This is a genomic window from Rhodoferax ferrireducens (genome assembly GCF_003347515.1).
In the GTDB taxonomy this organism is placed as follows: Bacteria; Pseudomonadota; Gammaproteobacteria; order Burkholderiales; family Burkholderiaceae_C; genus Rhodoferax.
The window spans coordinates 68,543-85,834 of sequence record NZ_QEII01000275.1 but is presented as its reverse complement, the minus strand read 5'-3'; the positions used below and the strand labels follow the sequence as shown (position 1 = coordinate 85,834).

At 57.5% G+C, this 17,292-nt stretch carries 12 protein-coding genes, 1 tRNA gene and 1 pseudogene; all 14 read left to right on the top strand.

All coding sequences use genetic code 11. The features are described from left to right. Nucleotides 1-126, top strand: a pseudogene (locus C5P05_RS15245) (elongation factor Tu); the annotation flags it as partial. 11 nt (nucleotides 127-137) lie between these two features. Beyond that, a tRNA-Trp gene (locus C5P05_RS15240) sits at nucleotides 138-213 on the top strand. A 111-nt stretch (nucleotides 214-324) separates the two neighbouring features. Beyond that, complete coding sequence (gene secE / locus C5P05_RS15235) at nucleotides 325-708, top strand: preprotein translocase subunit SecE (protein ID WP_114970697.1); 384 nt, start codon at nucleotides 325-327, stop codon at nucleotides 706-708. Further along, nucleotides 708-1,316 (top strand): transcription termination/antitermination protein NusG, encoded by a 609-nt coding sequence (gene nusG, locus C5P05_RS15230; RefSeq protein WP_114970696.1) that lies wholly within the window; start codon nucleotides 708-710, stop codon nucleotides 1,314-1,316. Before secE ends, nusG begins: the two co-directional genes overlap by 1 nt. Before the next feature lie 125 nt (nucleotides 1,317-1,441). Then, nucleotides 1,442-1,873, top strand: a complete 432-nt coding sequence (gene rplK, locus C5P05_RS15225; RefSeq protein ID WP_114970695.1) for a 50S ribosomal protein L11 — start codon at nucleotides 1,442-1,444, stop codon at nucleotides 1,871-1,873. Next, entirely contained in the window at nucleotides 1,874-2,569 is a 696-nt protein-coding gene (rplA, locus tag C5P05_RS15220) for a 50S ribosomal protein L1 (protein ID WP_114970694.1), read from the top strand. Nucleotides 2,570-2,838: 269 nt separating this feature from the next. Then, nucleotides 2,839-3,375 (top strand): 50S ribosomal protein L10, encoded by a 537-nt coding sequence (gene rplJ, locus C5P05_RS15215; protein WP_114970693.1) that lies wholly within the window; start codon nucleotides 2,839-2,841, stop codon nucleotides 3,373-3,375. 42 nt (nucleotides 3,376-3,417) lie between these two features. Further along, nucleotides 3,418-3,789, top strand: coding sequence for a 50S ribosomal protein L7/L12 (gene rplL / locus C5P05_RS15210; protein WP_114970692.1), 372 nt, complete (start codon nucleotides 3,418-3,420; stop codon nucleotides 3,787-3,789). A gap of 229 nt (nucleotides 3,790-4,018) precedes the next feature. Continuing rightward, nucleotides 4,019-8,131 carry a DNA-directed RNA polymerase subunit beta gene (gene rpoB / locus C5P05_RS15205; RefSeq protein ID WP_114970691.1) on the top strand — a complete coding sequence of 1,371 codons (4,113 nt, stop codon included), beginning with the start codon at nucleotides 4,019-4,021 and terminating at the stop codon, nucleotides 8,129-8,131. Between the two features lie 24 nt (nucleotides 8,132-8,155). After that, complete coding sequence (rpoC, locus tag C5P05_RS15200) at nucleotides 8,156-12,373, top strand: DNA-directed RNA polymerase subunit beta' (protein ID WP_114970690.1); 4,218 nt, start codon at nucleotides 8,156-8,158, stop codon at nucleotides 12,371-12,373. Nucleotides 12,374-12,487: 114 nt separating this feature from the next. After that, complete coding sequence (locus C5P05_RS15195) at nucleotides 12,488-13,045, top strand: LemA family protein (protein ID WP_157979345.1); 558 nt, start codon at nucleotides 12,488-12,490, stop codon at nucleotides 13,043-13,045. 8 nt (nucleotides 13,046-13,053) lie between these two features. Then, nucleotides 13,054-14,379, top strand: a complete 1,326-nt coding sequence (gene rsmB, locus C5P05_RS15190; protein ID WP_114970688.1) for a 16S rRNA (cytosine(967)-C(5))-methyltransferase RsmB — start codon at nucleotides 13,054-13,056, stop codon at nucleotides 14,377-14,379. Beyond that, on the top strand, nucleotides 14,336-14,971 hold the full coding sequence (locus C5P05_RS15185) for a DUF4390 domain-containing protein (RefSeq protein ID WP_232834504.1): 636 nt from the start codon (nucleotides 14,336-14,338) through the stop codon (nucleotides 14,969-14,971). The genes rsmB and C5P05_RS15185 overlap by 44 nt, the downstream gene beginning before the upstream one ends. Further along, entirely contained in the window at nucleotides 14,968-17,259 is a 2,292-nt protein-coding gene (locus tag C5P05_RS15180) for a sensor histidine kinase (RefSeq protein WP_232834503.1), read from the top strand. Before C5P05_RS15185 ends, C5P05_RS15180 begins: the two co-directional genes overlap by 4 nt. Nucleotides 17,260-17,292 lie beyond the last annotated feature (33 nt).

The following is a 17,292-nucleotide window of genomic DNA, read 5'->3' as shown; positions in this document are numbered from 1 at the left end:
GGCGACAACGTGTCGATCACGGTCAAGTTGATCAACCCGATCGCCATGGAAGAAGGCCTGCGCTTCGCCATCCGTGAAGGTGGCAAGACGGTCGGTGCCGGTGTGGTTGCCAAGATCATCGCGTAATAGTTTTCAGTAGGGGCGTAGCTCAATTGGCAGAGCGTCGGTCTCCAAAACCGAAGGTTGATGGTTCGATTCCTTCCGCCCCTGCCACCTGACTGTGTAAAGTAGGTGGATAACAAGCCCGCTATGCGAATAGCGGGCTTCAGCGTCTTAAGGCGACTGAGTTAGATTTGACGTAGAGAAAGCGCGAAATAGAGAAACATGGCCACCACACAAATACAAACAGTCAGCACCGGAGTCGATAAGGCCAAGCTCGCTGCGGCAGCTGCATTGGTTGTTGCTGCATTGGCGGCATTTTATTTGCTTAGCAAGCAGGGGGCGCTCATTCAGTGGAGCGCTTTGTTGTTGGGTTTGGCTGCGGCGGTGGTGGTGTTTTTCACATCTGAGCCCGGCAAAGAGTTGTTTGCATTTGGCCGTGATGCTTGGCGCGAAGTCAAGAAAGTCGTTTGGCCGGCGCGCAAGGAAGCGATCCAGATGACGGCTTATGTGTTTGCCTTCGTGCTGGTCATGGCCTTGTTTCTCTGGCTGACTGACAAGACGCTTGAGTGGCTGTTTTACGACTTGATTCTGGGGTGGAAAAAGTAATGAATGATGTTGTAACGACTCCGTCAACCGATACGCCGGCGGCAGCGCAAGTTCTGGCGACGGCGCCGACCAATCCTGATCTGCGCTGGTACGTGGTTCATGCCTATTCCGGCATGGAAAAGGCCGTCGAGCGGAACATCATCGAGCGCATCGCACGCGCCGGTATGGAAAATAAATTTGGTCGCATCCTGGTTCCCATGGAGGAAGTGGTTGAAATCAAGAACGGCCAGAAAAAAACCACGGAGCGCAAGTTCTTCCCGGGCTATGTGCTGGTCGAGATGGTCATGGACGACGATACCTGGCATCTGGTCAAGCACACCAACAAGGTGACCGGTTTCGTCGGTGGCGCCAAGAATCGCCCGGCGCCCATTTCGGAAGCCGAGGTCATGAAGATCGTCAACCAGATGCAGGAAGGCACCGAGAAGCCGCGTCACAAAGTCGAATTTGTGGTGGGCGAGTTTGTGCGCGTCAAGGATGGCCCTTTTACCGACTTCAATGGCTCGGTGGAAGACGTCAACTACGAAAAGAGCAAGGTCCGTGTGGCGGTTACGATTTTCGGCCGATCCACCCCTGTGGAGCTTGAGTTTTCGCAGATTGAAAAGACCTGAATTTAAGGATTTCGCACTTTTCGACTCGGTGCGAATGTTGATAGTGAGTCGTTAACCCCGGGGAGCCAGGGCCTGCAAATACAAGTGCAAGGTCAAGGCGTTATGACCCGCAAGGAGAAAAAAGCATGGCGAAAAAAATCGTCGGTTTTGTCAAACTGCAAGTACCAGCAGGCAAAGCCAACCCATCACCACCCATCGGCCCGGCATTGGGTCAGCGCGGCTTGAACATCATGGAGTTCTGCAAGGCGTTCAATGCCCAGACCCAGGGTATCGAGCCCGGTCTGCCATTGCCCGTGGTGATTACCGCTTTTGCGGACAAGAGCTTCACTTTCGTCATCAAATCGCCGCCATCGTCGATTCTGATCAAGAAGGCCGTGAAGATTGACAAGGGCTCGGCGACGCCGCAGTCCGTCAAGGTTGGCAAGATCACGCGTGCCCAGCTCGAAGAGATCGCCAAAACCAAGATGAAAGATTTGACTGCCGCCGATATGGACGCAGCGGTTCGTACCATCGCCGGCTCTGCCCGCTCGATGGGCGTGAATGTGGAGGGTGTTTAAATGACCCAGCTCACCAAAAAACAAAAGTCCTTCCTGGGTAAGGTTGACAGCAACAAGCTGTACCCCCTGGGCGATGCTCTGGGCCTCGTCAAAGAGTGTGCCAATGCCAAATTCGATGAATCCATCGACGTGGCGGTGCAACTCGGGATTGATGCCAAGAAATCGGATCAAGTCGTGCGCGGCGCCGTCGTGCTGCCCAATGGCACCGGCAAGACCAAGCGTGTGGCCGTGTTCGCACAAGGCGCCAAGGCTGAAGAAGCCAAGGCCGCTGGCGCTGACATCGTCGGTATGGATGACCTGGCTGCCATGATCAAGGCTGGCGATATGCCCTTTGACATTGTGATTGCCGCGCCTGATGCCATGCGCGTTGTGGGTACTTTAGGTCAGATTTTGGGCCCACGCGGCTTGATGCCTAACCCCAAGGTGGGTACCGTCACGCCCGACGTGGCAACGGCGGTGAAGAACGCCAAGGCTGGTCAGGTGCAGTTCCGTGTTGACAAAGCCGGTATTGTTCACTCGACGATCGGCCGTCGCTCTTTCGACACTGACAAGCTGCAAGGCAATCTGGCTGCGCTGGTGGACGCCTTGACCAAGGCGAAGCCCGCAACCAGCAAGGGTGTTTATTTACGAAAAGTGGCAGTTTCGTCAACGATGGGTGTGGGTGTCCGTGTGGACCTGCAAACCATCGCAGCGTAATTGCAAAAATTTCAACTCACCTGAAAAGGTGAGTTGATGTGGTGGGCTGCTCATGCCGAGAGGTGTGGACGGGTCATCCAAGACCGTTGGTGTGCAAGCCGTACTGGTACGGGTCTGCACTTAATCAGTGTGCCGTGGGCTTGCCCATGACTCAGCCAACGCAGATGGCGATCCCGCTGCAGATGGAACCAGTTCCGAAACAGTTGGTCGCTGCAATGTGGCGTGCTTGAAGGCAATTTGCCAACGAGCACATTTTGAAGGAGTAGACCTTGAGTCTTAATCGCAGTGAGAAAGAAGCGGTCATCAGTGATGTGACTGACCTCGCCGCAAAAGCTCAAACGCTCGTGATGGCGGAATACCGTGGCATTACGGTCGCTGACATGACCAAATTGCGCTCCACCGCGCGTAGCAATGGCGTGACTCTGAGTGTGTTGAAAAACACCTTGGCTCGCCGTGCTGTGACCGGTAGCGGATTTGAAGTTGTGTCCGACCTGATGACCGGTCCGCTGATCTATAGCTTCTCTGTCGATGCAGTGGCTGCCGCGCGAGTGGTGGCTGACTTCGCGAAAACCAATGACAAATTGGTGATTCGCGGCGGTGCATACGGTGGAAAAGCTCTGGACGTGAACGGCGTGAAGCAATTGGCAAGCATCCCTTCCAAGGAAGTGTTGCTGGCACAGTTGCTGGGCTTGATGCAATCCCCGATTTCGCGTACGGCACGTGTGCTGGCAGCGATCGCGGAGAAAAAAGGCGCTGGTGCGGCTGAAGTAGCCGAAGAAGCACCCGCTGAGGCAGTGGCGGCTTAATCGCCCTCCGCCTGTTGTAACCAATATTGTTAGGAAATAAAAATGGCATTCGATAAAGACGCATTTTTGACCGCGCTGGACAGCATGACGGTCATGGAACTCAACGACTTGGTGAAAGCCATCGAAGAGAAATTTGGCGTGAGCGCTGCAGCTATGTCGGCACCCGCCGGCGGTGGCGCTGCTGCTGCGGTGGTTGAAGAGAAGACCGAATTCAACGTCGTCCTGCTCGAAGCTGGCGCGGCCAAGGTTTCCGTCATTAAGGCTGTGCGTGAAATCACAGGCTTGGGCCTGAAGGAAGCCAAGGATCTGGTGGACGGCGCTCCGAAGAATGTCAAAGAAGGCATTTCCAAGGCTGACGCTGATGCTGCCATGAAGAAACTGGTGGAAGCCGGTGCCAAGGTCGAACTCAAGTAATTGATCTTCCGAAAAAGGCTGGGTGCTCCACAAGAGCTCCCAGCCTTTGGCGCTTGTAAGAGCGCACTGAAAAGCGACCCGTTGAGGTGGTTTTTCAGTGTCTTCTGACCCCGACTGCAGAAGATGCCTTGGTTCGGGTCGCACGCAATGTGCGGCCGTCCGCCAATGATTGGTAGTGGCCAATCACCAAGAAGCACCCAGGATTCCTTAGTCTTTGCCCGGAGATCTCATGGCTTACACATACACCGAACGCAAGCGCATTCGCAAAAATTTTGGCAGTCGCGATAGCGTGCTGGAAATTCCTTACCTGCTGCAAATGCAAAAAGATGCCTATACGGCATTCCTGCAGGCTGATGTTCCCCCGAAAAAGCGGACGGTAGAGGGGCTTCAGGCTGCCTTTGAAGCGGCTTTCCCAATTATTTCCCACAATGGCTTTGTCGAGATGAAGTATCTCGAATACAACTTGGCCAAGCCGGCGTTTGACGTGCGTGAATGCCAGACCCGGGGTCTGACTTTTGCTTCAGCCGTGCGCGCCAAGGTTCAGTTGTTCATTTATGACCGCGAGTCTTCGACGTCGCAAAACAAGGTGATCAAGGAGGTTAAAGAGCAGGAAGTCTACATGGGCGAAGTGCCCCTGATGACTGGCAAGGGCTCTTTCATCATCAATGGCACGGAGCGCGTTATCGTCTCCCAGCTGCATCGTTCGCCGGGTGTTTTCTTTGAACACGACAAGGGTAAGACCCACAGTTCGGGCAAGCTCTTGTTTTCGGCCCGAATCATTCCTTACCGCGGTTCCTGGCTCGATTTTGAATTCGACCCCAAAGACATTCTTTACTTCCGCGTGGACCGTCGCCGCAAAATGCCGGTCACGATTCTGCTCAAGGCCATTGGCCTGAACCACGAATCCATCCTGGCGAACTTTTTCGTCAATGACAATTTCCGTCTGATGGACAGTGGCGCGCAGATGGAATTTGTGGCGGAGCGCCTGCGCGGTGAAGTGGCCCGTTTCGATGTCACAGACAAGAGCGGCAAAGTGGTGGTGGCCAAAGACAAGCGCGTGACCGCGCGCCACACCCGTGAACTGGAACAGTCCGGAACAACGCACATCAGCGTCCCCGAGGATTTCCTGGTCGGCCGTGTCGTAGCTCGCAACCTCGTGGACGCCGATACGGGCGAAATCCTGGCCAAGGCCAACGAAGAACTCACCGAAGTCCTGCTCAAGAAATTGCGTACGGCTGGCGTGCAGGATCTGCCGTGCATTTATACCAATGAGCTGGACCAAGGTGCGTACATTTCGCAAACCTTGCGCAGCGACGAAACGGTGGATGAATTCGCGGCGCGCGTCGCCATTTATCGCATGATGCGTCCCGGCGAGCCGCCGACGGAAGACGCCGTGCAGGCGCTGTTCCAGCGTTTGTTCTACAACCCTGACACGTACGATTTGTCACGTGTCGGCCGTATGAAGTTCAACGCCAAGATGGGGCGTGCGGAATCAACGGGTCCGATGGTGTTGACCAACGAGGACATCCTCGCCGTGGTCAAGATTTTGGTGGACTTGCGCAATGGTCGTGGCGAAGTGGATGATATCGACCACTTGGGCAATCGACGCGTGCGTTGTGTTGGTGAATTGGCCGAAAACCAGTACCGCACCGGTTTGGCACGGATTGAAAAAGCCGTGAAAGAGCGTCTCGGCCAGGCCGAGCAAGAACCGCTGATGCCGCATGACTTAATCAATAGCAAGCCGATTTCGGCGGCCTTGAAAGAGTTCTTCGGTGCTTCGCAGTTGTCGCAGTTCATGGACCAGACCAACCCCTTGTCCGAGATCACCCACAAGCGCCGCGTATCGGCTCTTGGCCCAGGTGGTTTGACACGGGAGCGTGCCGGCTTTGAAGTGCGTGACGTGCACGTGACCCATTACGGTCGCGTGTGTCCGATTGAAACGCCCGAAGGTCCGAACATCGGCCTGATCAACTCGCTGGCGCTGTACGCCCGCCTCAATGAATACGGTTTCATTGAAACGCCGTACCGTCGCGTGGTGGACAGCAAGGTCACGATGGATATCGACTACTTGTCCGCCATTGAGGAGGGCAAATACGTCATCGCGCAGGCCAATGCCGCACTGGATAAAGAAGGCAAGCTCTCAGGTGAGTTGATCTCGGCGCGCGAAGCCGGTGAATCGATTCTGGTCGGTGCCGAGCGTGTGCAGTACATGGACGTGTCCCCTGGACAGATCGTCTCCGTGGCTGCCTCCCTCGTGCCGTTTTTGGAACACGATGATGCAAACCGCGCCTTGATGGGCGCCAATATGCAGCGCCAGGCGGTGCCCATTCTGCGTCCAGAAAAGGCATTCGTGGGTACCGGCATCGAACGCGTCTCAGCGGTTGACTCTGGAACCGTGGTGACGGCCACCCGGGGTGGTTTGGTCGACTATGTGGATGCGACCCGTGTCGTGATTCGCGTCAACGACGCCGAAGCGCAAGCCGGCGAAGTGGGTGTGGACATTTACAACCTCATCAAGTACCAGCGCTCGAACCAGAACACCAATATTCACCAGCGCCCGATTGTTAAAAAGGGTGATCTGCTGGCCAAGGGTGACGTGATTGCCGATGGCGCATCGACCGATCTGGGTGAACTGGCCTTGGGCCAGAACATGCTGGTGGCGTTTATGCCCTGGAATGGCTACAACTTCGAAGATTCGATTCTGATCAGCGAGCGGGTGGTGGCAGAAGACCGCTACACCTCCATTCACATCGAAGAGTTGGTGGTCATGGCACGTGACACCAAGCTGGGGTCCGAAGAAATTACCCGCGACATCCCGAATTTGAGCGAACAACAGCTCAATCGTCTGGACGAGTCAGGCATCATTTATGTCGGCGCTGAAGTTCAGCCGGGTGATACGCTGGTCGGCAAGGTCACGCCCAAGGGTGAGACCACTTTGACGCCAGAAGAAAAACTGCTGCGCGCCATCTTCGGCGAAAAAGCCAGTGACGTAAAAGATACCTCGCTGCGGGTTGGTCAGGGTTCGTCTGGAACCGTGATCGACGTGCAGGTCTTCACGCGTGAAGGGATTGTGCGTGATCGCCGTGCACAGCAAATCATCGATGACGAACTCAAGCGTTTCCGTCTGGATTTGAATGACCAGCTTCGCATTGTGGAAGCGGATGCCTTTGACCGGATCGAAAAACTGTTGACGGGCAAGATTGCCAACGGCGGACCGCAAAAGCTCGCCAAAGGCACGAAGATCGACAAGGCGTACCTGAGTTCGGTGGACAAGTTCCACTGGTTCGATATTCGCCCCGCCGACGATGACATCGCCACACAGCTGGAAAGCATCAAGAACTCCCAGGAGCAAACCCGTCACAGCTACGATCTCGCTTTTGAAGAAAAGCGCAAGAAGCTCACACAAGGTGACGAATTGCCTGCTGGTGTGCTGAAGATGGTCAAGGTCTACCTGGCCGTAAAACGTCACCTGCAACCGGGTGACAAGATGGCTGGCCGTCACGGCAACAAGGGTGTGGTTTCCAAGATCGTCCCGGTCGAAGACATGCCTTACATGGCGGACGGCACGCCCTGCGACATCGTTCTGAACCCGCTGGGTGTGCCCTCGCGGATGAACATCGGCCAGGTGCTGGAAGTGCATTTGGGTTGGGCTGCCAAAGGCATTGGTCAGCGCATTGGAGACATGCTGCAGGCCGAGTCCAAGCTCGCGGATCTGCGCCTCTTCCTCGATTCGCTATACAACGGCTCGGGCCGCAAGGAAGACATTTCCAAGCTGAGCGACGAGCAAGTGCTTGAGATGGCCGGCAACCTGAGCAGTGGTGCGACGTTTGCGACGCCGGTGTTTGACGGTGCCTCGGAAGAGGAAATTCGCGGCATGCTCAAACTGGCTTACCCGGATGACATCGTCAAGGCCAAGGGGCTGACGGCGGCGCGTACGCAGGCGAATCTGTTTGATGGCCGCAGCGGGGACGCGTTCGATCGTCCGACCACGATTGGTTACATGCACGTGCTGAAGCTTCACCATTTGGTGGACGACAAGATGCACGCCCGTTCAACCGGTCCTTACAGTCTCGTCACGCAACAACCATTAGGCGGCAAGGCTCAGTTTGGTGGTCAGCGTTTCGGGGAGATGGAGGTCTGGGCGCTGGAGGCGTATGGTGCTGCCTACACGCTGCAGGAAATGCTCACGGTCAAGTCAGACGACGTGCAGGGACGTACCAAGGTGTACGAAAGCATTGTCAAGGGCGAGCACTCAATCGAAGCCGGCATGCCGGAATCGTTCAACGTGCTGGTCAAGGAAATTCGCTCACTCGGTATTGATATCGAGTTGGAACGTAGCTAAGCACGGACAAGAAAAGGATTCAACATGAAATCATTACTCGACCTGTTCAAGCAGTTCACGCCGGATGAGCATTTCAATGCCATCAAGATCGGCATGGCTTCGCCCGAGAAGATCCGTTCGTGGTCTTTCGGTGAAGTCAAAAAACCGGAAACCATCAACTACCGCACCTTCAAGCCCGAGCGTGACGGTCTGTTTTGTGCCAAGATTTTTGGCCCTATCAAAGACTACGAATGCCTGTGTGGCAAATACAAGCGCCTCAAGCACCGTGGCGTGATCTGCGAGAAGTGCGGCGTTGAAGTCACGCAAACCAAAGTGCGTCGCGAGCGCATGGGTCACATCGACCTGGCTGCACCCTGTGCGCACATCTGGTTCCTGAAATCGCTGCCGTCACGTCTGGGCCTGGTGCTCGACATGACCTTGCGTGACATTGAACGCGTGCTGTACTTTGAAGCCTACGTGGTGACCGATCCGGGCATGACGCCGCTGAAGAAATTCAGCATCATGTCGGAAGATGACTATGACGCCAAGTTCAAGGAATATGGCGACGAGTTTCAGGCCAAGATGGGTGCCGAAGGCATCAAGGATTTGCTGCAAAGCATTGACATCGATGGGTCGATCGAGAAGCTGCGCAACGACCCGACCGGTTCCGAGCTGAAGATCAAGAAGAACACCAAGCGGCTCAAACTGCTGGAAGCGTTCAAGAAATCCGGGATCAAGCCTGAGTGGATGGTGTTGGAAGTGCTGCCCGTGTTGCCACCGGACCTGCGTCCCCTGGTGCCACTGGATGGCGGCCGTTTTGCCACATCCGACCTGAACGACCTGTATCGCCGCGTGATCAACCGCAACAGCCGCCTGCGTCGTCTGCTGGAGTTGAAGGCGCCCGAGATCATTGCCCGCAATGAAAAGCGCATGCTGCAAGAAGCGGTGGATTCACTGCTGGACAACGGTCGTCGCGGCAAGGCCATGACCGGTGCCAACAAGCGTGCACTCAAGTCCCTTGCGGACATGATCAAAGGCAAGAGTGGTCGTTTCCGTCAAAATTTGCTGGGCAAACGGGTCGATTACTCCGGTCGTTCCGTGATTGTGGTGGGCCCCACGCTCAAACTCCATCAGTGCGGCCTGCCCAAGCTGATGGCGCTTGAGTTGTTCAAGCCTTTCATCTTTGCGCGTCTTGAAGCCATGGGCATCGCAACTACCATCAAGGCTGCCAAGAAGGAAGTGGAATCCGGCACCCCCGTGGTGTGGGACATTCTCGAAGAGGTGATCAAAGAGCACCCCGTGATGCTGAACCGTGCGCCTACGCTGCACCGTCTGGGCATCCAGGCCTTCGAGCCGATTTTGATCGAGGGCAAGGCGATTCAACTGCATCCACTGGTTTGCGCCGCGTTCAATGCCGACTTTGACGGTGACCAGATGGCGGTTCACGTGCCCCTGTCCGTTGAAGCGCAGGTCGAGTGCCGTACGCTGATGCTGGCCTCCAACAACGTGCTGTTCCCGTCCAACGGCGAGCCGTCGATTGTTCCGTCGCAAGACGTGGTGCTGGGTTTGTACTACACAACCCGGGATCGCATCAACGGCAAGGGCGAGGGTCTGATCTTTGCCGATACCGGTGAAGTGCAACGTGCTTTCGATGCGGGCGAGGTTGAACTGACCGCCCGCGTGAATGTGCGTTTGACCGAGTACACCAAGGACAAAGAGACGGGCGAGCTAGTGCCTTCGACCAAGCTGTGGGAAACCACCGCCGGTCGGGCCTTGCTGTCTGAAATTTTGCCCAAGGGTCTGCCGTTTGCCAACATCAACAAGGCGCTGAAGAAGAAAGAAATTTCCAAGCTCATCAACGTCTCGTTCCGCAAGTGTGGTCTGAAAGAGACCGTGGTGTTTGCCGACAAGCTGCTGCAATATGGTTTCCGTCTGGCCACCAAAGCCGGCATCTCGATCTGCATTGATGACATGTTGGTGCCGACTGAAAAGCAGGGCATCATCGATCGCGCCGAGAAGGAAGTTAAAGAAATCGGACAACAGTACACGTCCGGTCTGGTGACTTCAGGTGAGCGTTACAACAAGGTGGTGGACATCTGGGGCAAGGCCGGCGACGAAGTCTCCAAGGTCATGATGGCCCAGCTGTCCAAGGAAGTGGTCACTGACCGCCATGGCAACCAGGTTCAGCAAGAATCTTTCAATTCCATCTACATGATGGCTGACTCCGGTGCCCGTGGTTCTGCTGCCCAGATTCGCCAGGTGGCGGGTATGCGGGGTCTGATGGCCAAGCCGGACGGCTCCATCATCGAGACGCCGATTACCGCGAACTTCCGCGAAGGCCTGAACGTGCTGGAATATTTCATCTCCACCCACGGTGCCCGAAAAGGTCTCGCGGATACGGCCTTGAAAACGGCGAACTCGGGTTACCTGACACGTCGTCTGGTCGACGTGACGCAGGATCTGGTCGTGACCGAGCAGGATTGCGGCACCCACGGTGGCTACCTGATGCGCGCCATCGTCGAAGGCGGCGAAGTGATCGAATCCCTGCGCGACCGCATCTTGGGTCGTACCGCAGCGGATGACGTTCTGCATCCCGAGAATCGCTCCGTGGTGGCTCCGGCCGGTGCCATGCTGGACGAAGACCTGATTGATGAACTCGAAATCGTCGGCGTCGATGAAGTCAAGGTGCGTACTGCGCTGACCTGCGAAACCCGTTTTGGCATTTGCGCCAAGTGCTATGGCCGCGATCTGGGTCGTGGTGGTTTGGTCAATGGCGGTGAAGCCGTCGGTGTGATTGCTGCGCAGTCCATCGGTGAGCCCGGCACGCAGTTGACCATGCGTACCTTCCACATCGGTGGTGCGGCATCGCGTGCGGCCATTGCGTCCAGCGTGGAAGCCAAGTCCAACGGCAACATCGGCTTCAATGCCACGATGCGCTATGTGACGAACGGCAAAAAGGAGCAGGTCGTGATTTCCCGTTCCGGCGAAATCATCATTCACGATGAGCATGGCCGTGAGCGCGAACGCCACAAGGTGCCTTATGGCGCCGTGCTGGCGGTGAAAGCGGATCAGACCATCAAGTCTGGCACGATTCTCGCCAACTGGGATCCTTTGACCCGCCCGATCATCACTGAATTCGCGGGCAAGGCCCACTTCGAGAATGTCGAAGAAGGCCTGACGGTCGCCAAGCAGGTCGACGAGGTCACCGGTCTGTCCACCATGGTGGTGATCGATCCGAAGCGTCGTGGTTCGGCCAAGGTTATCCGTCCGCAGGTCAAGCTGATTGACGCGTCCGGCAACGAGGTGAAGATCCCCGGCACCGACCACTCCGTGACGATCGGCTTCCCGATTGGCGCGCTGGTCCAGGTGCGTGACGGTCAGGACGTGGGTCCGGGCGAAGTGCTGGCCCGTATCCCGATTGAAGGTCAGAAGACGCGCGATATTACCGGCGGTTTGCCGCGCGTGGCCGAGTTGTTCGAAGCCCGCTCGCCGAAAGACAAGGGCGTGCTGGCTGAAATGACCGGTACCGTGTCCTTCGGTAAAGAGACCAAAGGCAAGGTTCGTCTGCAAATCACTGATCCGGAAGGCGTGGTCTGGGAAGAACTCGTGCCCAAGGAAAAGAGCATCATCGTGCACGAAGGCCAGGTGGTTAACAAGGGCGAAAGCGTGGTGGACGGCCCGGCCGACCCGCAAGACATCTTGCGCCTGCTTGGCTCGGAAGAATTGGCCCGTTACATCGTGGACGAAGTGCAGGACGTGTACCGCTTGCAAGGCGTGAAGATCAACGACAAGCACATTGAAGTGATTGTTCGCCAGATGTTGCGCCGGGTGGTGGTTGAGAATGCAGGTGACTCCACCTACATCAACGGGGAGCAAGTGGAGCGCTCCGAGATGCTCAACACCAATGATGCTTTGCGCGCCGAAGACAAGATTCCCGCACGCTTCACCAACTTGTTGCTGGGTATTACCAAGGCCTCCTTGTCCACCGACAGCTTTATCAGCGCGGCATCCTTCCAGGAAACCACCCGCGTTCTGACCGAAGCCGCCATCATGGGCAAGCGCGACGAGTTGCGTGGCTTGAAGGAAAACGTCATCGTGGGCCGCCTGATCCCAGCGGGTACCGGCATGGCTTATCACGAAGCCCGCAAAATCCGCGAGAACATGGACGATGCCGAGCGCCGTGCTATTTCCGACGCGGAAGCCGCTGAATTGGCGGGTGAGGTCGAGGGGACTGAAGCCAACGAAGGTGCAGCCAGCGAGTAATACTCAAGCTGCCATCTAAAGAATAGCGCCTCAAGCCCTTTTTACGGGGGCTTGAGGCGTTTTAGTTCTTGCTTTTGAAGATGTGTGACTCGCCGGATCTGGAGACTGATGCAAATGAGCGATTCCATCATGGTCTGGTTTGCCATCGCGGTATTGTTGTTCTGGTCAATGGGTGCCTACAACCGGCTGGTGCGTCTTCGTGCGCAAGGTATTGCTGCTTTCGCCACCTTAGAGGTGCTACTGAACCAATACATAACGATGGTGAAAACCAACCTCCCAGAGACGGGGGGCGCAGATGATGCCCATCTCGACTCGCGGGTACACGAGGCTTCTGCCGCTTGGGCCGGGCTTGCGGCGGCGGTGGAACAGTTCAACGCTTCGCTGAAGGTTGCCCATGCACGTCCTCTGCAGGGGCCGACGATGCGTGCGCTGAGTACGGCTCTTGATACCTTGTATTTGTCTTGGTCGCGCCTCAGAGACTTGCCAGCCGATCTCGCCGGGCCCACACTGCCAGAGATGCTGTTGTCTCAGTGGGCGCAAGTTGCTGCGCAAGTCGAAGCGGCCCGGATCGAGTTCAACTGTCGAGTAGGAAATTACAACGAAGCCATAGATCAGTTTCCGGCGCGGGTGCTGGCTTGGGTGTTTGGTTTCAAATCGGCGCAGCCGATATAGGTTTGACAATGGACGTGAACGAACAAAAAATCCCACTATGGCGACAATTGCAAGCGGTGGCGGCAGTCTTGCTGGCCATCCGCTCCGGTGTGTCCGGAACGGCAGCACTGGCCGATGTGGCTGCCGACTTGCGGCCCGGCGTGCAGGCGCTGACATTTCATGTGCTGCGCTCGCTCGGGCGAGCCGAGGCATTGCGCCAGCTACTGGCCAGCCGAACCCCGCCGCCGCCGGCCGACGCCCTGCTGTGCACGGCACTGGCCTTGGCGTGGCGAGCGGAGGATGCCCCCTACGAGGTGTTCACCCTCGTCAATCAAGCCGTGGAAGCGGCCAAACGAAGTGCCGCCACGCAACCTCAGGCCAGTTTCATCAATGCCTGCTTGCGCCGTTTTTTGCGTGAACGCGATGCCTTGGTGGCCAGTACGGACAAGAAACCGGTGGCGATGTGGAACCATCCCAAATGGTGGATCGATCGACTCCAAAAAGAATGGCCAGACCGCTGGCAGGCGATTCTGACGGCCAACAATCGCCATGCACCGATGACGCTGCGGGTCAATGCCAGGCGATCCGCAGTATTGCCTTATTTGCAGACGCTCAAAGATGCCGGTCTGAGCGCTGTCGCAGCGGGCCCGTTTGGCGTCACCTTGGCCGAACCCAAACCTGTGCAAGACTTGCCCGGCTTTGCCGACGGTGTTGTGTCAGTGCAGGACGCCGCCGCACAGCTTGCCGCCCCGCTGCTGCTGTCCGGCCTGCCATCCAATGGCGCGCTGCATGTGCTGGATGCCTGCGCCGCTCCGGGTGGTAAAACGGCTCACCTGCTGGAGATTGCGGATTGCAGGGTGACCGCGCTGGATGTTGACCCCGCGCGCTGCGAGCGAATCCACCAAACCCTGCAACGGCTGGACCTGCAAGCGCAGGTGCTGGCGGCTGACGCGGCGGACACCTCGGCCTGGTGGGATGGCCAGCTGTTCGACGCCATTTTGCTGGACGCACCGTGCTCCGCTTCCGGCATTGTGCGACGCCACCCCGATGTGCGCTGGTTGCGGCGCGAGTCTGATATTGCCCAGCTGGCCATGATTCAAGCCCGGCTGCTCAAGGCTCTATGGGCTTTGCTCAAGCCGGGTGGGCGATTGTTGTACTGCACCTGCTCGATTTTTCGGGCCGAGGGGGAGGATCAGATTCAAACGTTTCTTGCGCACAACACCCAAGCTGTTTTGCTGCCTTCGCCTGGGCATTTAATGCCCCTTAACGGGGCAAATGGCGACGCCGTCCCGGACAATCCAGCTTGTGACCATGACGGCTTTTATTACGCATTGCTTGAGAAACGCGCGGCTTGACCTGATCGGGCTGTTCGCCTGTGCCTGTCTGGCGTGGGGGTATTCTGATGCTGCGCGGGCGGAAGCCCCGACGACAGACGTCTCCCTGTTTCAACTGGAACGCGCTGGTGACGCAGTCCTTCTGACCGCCACCGTCGGTTTCGAGTTGCCGGCAGCGGTCGAGGAGGCCCTTTTGAAGGGTGTTGCCATGATTTTCGTGGCCGAAGCGGACGTCTTTCGTGAGCGCTGGTACTGGAGCAACAAGAAAGTGGCGAGCGCCGAGCGCCATATGCGTCTGGCCTATCAGCCCTTGACGCGCCGCTGGCGGCTGAATGTCGCCTCTGGCCGGATCACCAATGCCGGGCTGGGGGTTGCCCTGAATCAGAACTTTGAGACACTGTCTGACGCCCTGGTTGCAGTGCAGCGGCTGGCCCGCTGGAAGATTGCCGACATCTCGGACATTGACCTGGAACAGCGCCATCTCGTGGAGTTCCGTTTTCGCCTGGACGTGTCACAACTGCCGCGCCCCCTGCAGATTGGTTCGCTGGGCCAGACCGACTGGGACATATCGGTGGCCACCACCCGGCCGCTGATACTGGAAAGCGCCAAGTGAGCGGCTCCGGTACGTTGACCGATTTGGCCGGCCGCTTTTCGCTGCGGACCTCCCGGACCCTGCGCTGGACCGTGAGCGCCGGTCTGGCTGCCATGGTGGCGGTCGGGTTGGTGCTGCTGTTCCTGTTGACGCAAGCCACCACCAATCGCGACATGTACGAGCGCAATTACACGCGGCTCTTTACCCTCAATGTGGTGGTTGCAAGTCTGCTGCTGGCCATCATCGTGTGGATTGCGTATCGCCTGTTGAAGCGGCTGCGTCAGGGCAAATTTGGCAGCCGCCTGCTGGTCAGACTGGCCGCCATTTTTGCACTGGCAGGCTTTGCGCCGGGCGTCCTGATCTATGTGGTTTCTTACCAGTTTGTCTCGCGCTCCATTGAAAGCTGGTTTGACGTCAAGGTTGAAGGAGCCCTGGATGCGGGTCTCAATCTTGGACGGGTCACACTGGAAGCCCTGTCCAATGAATTGGCCAGCAAGGCGCGTGCCTCAGCCGCGCAGCTGGCAGACACGCCGGATGTCAGTGCCGCATTGCCACTGGAGCGTGCCCGTGACCAGTTGGGAGCGACTGATCTGATGCTCTGGAGTGCCTCGGGGCGTTTGATTGCCGCTGCGGGTCAATCCCGCTACCAGCTCAGTCCCGAGCGACCTAGTCAACAACAGTTCCGCAACGCGCGAGTTCAGAGGTCGCTCACCTGGATTGAGGGGCTGGACGACGCGGTGCCGGGCGTGGCAGGGAATGCACGGATCAAAGCGCTGGTTCTCGTGTCCAGCACCAGCGTGGGTTTGCTGGTCGAGCCGCGCTTCTTGCTAGTGACACAGACATTGCCGCCCACCCTGGTGGCCAACGCGCTGGCGGTCACGGAAGCCAACCGCGAGTACCAGGAGCGGGCGCTGGCCCGTGACGGGCTTCGACGCATGTACATCGGGACCTTGACGCTGAGTCTGTTTCTGGCGGTGTTCGGGGCTGTGTTATTGGCCATTGTTTTGGGGAACCAGATTGCACGCCCGCTGCTGCTGCTGGCCGACGGCGTCAGCCAGGTGGCCGCAGGGGATTTAACACCGAAAGCATCTCTGCAAGGACGGGACGAACTGGATGGTCTGACTCGCTCGTTTGCGGACATGACGCAGCAACTGGCGGATGCCAGACAGGCAGTCCAGGCCAGCATGGAGGAGGTGAATGCCGCGCGGGCCAATTTGCAGACGATTCTCGACAACCTCACCGCCGGGGTCATGGTGCTCGATGCGCAAGGCCTTATCCAGTCAGCCAACCCGGGCGCCACCCGCATTCTGCGGGTGCCTCTGGCGGCCCATGTGGGACAACGGCTGGCAGACATTGAAGGCCTGCAGACGTTTGGGGAAAGCATTCAGACCCAGTTTGACTCGTTTCTGGGTGCACGCAGTGAACATGGCCTGGATCACTGGCAACAATCTTTTGAACTGGGAAACTCGGCCGCCGCGCTGACCGGCAGGCAGGCAGATAATGCTATTATTTTAGTAGCGCGTGGTGCAGAGCTACCGGGTGCTGCAAGGCTTATTGTCTTTGATGATATTTCCGAAATCGTTTCTGCACAAAGGTCGCAGGCGTGGGGCGAAGTCGCCAGACGTCTGGCGCACGAAATCAAAAATCCGCTCACCCCCATCCAGTTGTCAGCCGAACGGCTGGAGATGAAATTGACGGGCAAGGTGGCCCCGCCCGAACAGGCCTTGTTGACCAAGTCGGTTAAAACCATCGTGGACCAGGTGGATGCGATGAAGCGTCTCGTGAATGAATTCCGGGACTATGCGCGCTTGCCTGCGGCAGAACTGAAGCCGCTTGACTTGAATGTCCTGGTATCAGAAATTTCGCAACTCTATGCCAGCGATACCTCGCAGGTACCGGTGCGACTGGAGCTTGACCCACGCCGGCCGAAAGTGCTTGGAGACGCCCTGCAGTTGCGTCAAGTGTTGCACAACCTCCTTCAAAATGCGCAGGATGCCACTGAAACGGCGGGCCACACCGGCGTCGAGCACGGTGTGATCATCAAAACCCAATGCAATGAGAGCGCCGGGCGGGTTCGTTTGAGCGTGCTGGATTGCGGTACCGGGTTTCCTGAGCACATACTCAAGCGCGCGTTTGAACCCTACGTCACGACCAAAGCCAAGGGTACTGGGCTGGGCTTGGCCGTGGTCAAGAAAATTGCCGATGAGCACGGCACCCGCGTGGATATCTCCAATCGTGTCGTCGACGGTCAAGTGGTGGGCGCTCAAGTGTCGTTATCATTCGCCATTGAGAGTGTCGTGCCGGTTTAGCCGGGCGGCCTCAGCATACCCAAGGGACACGCT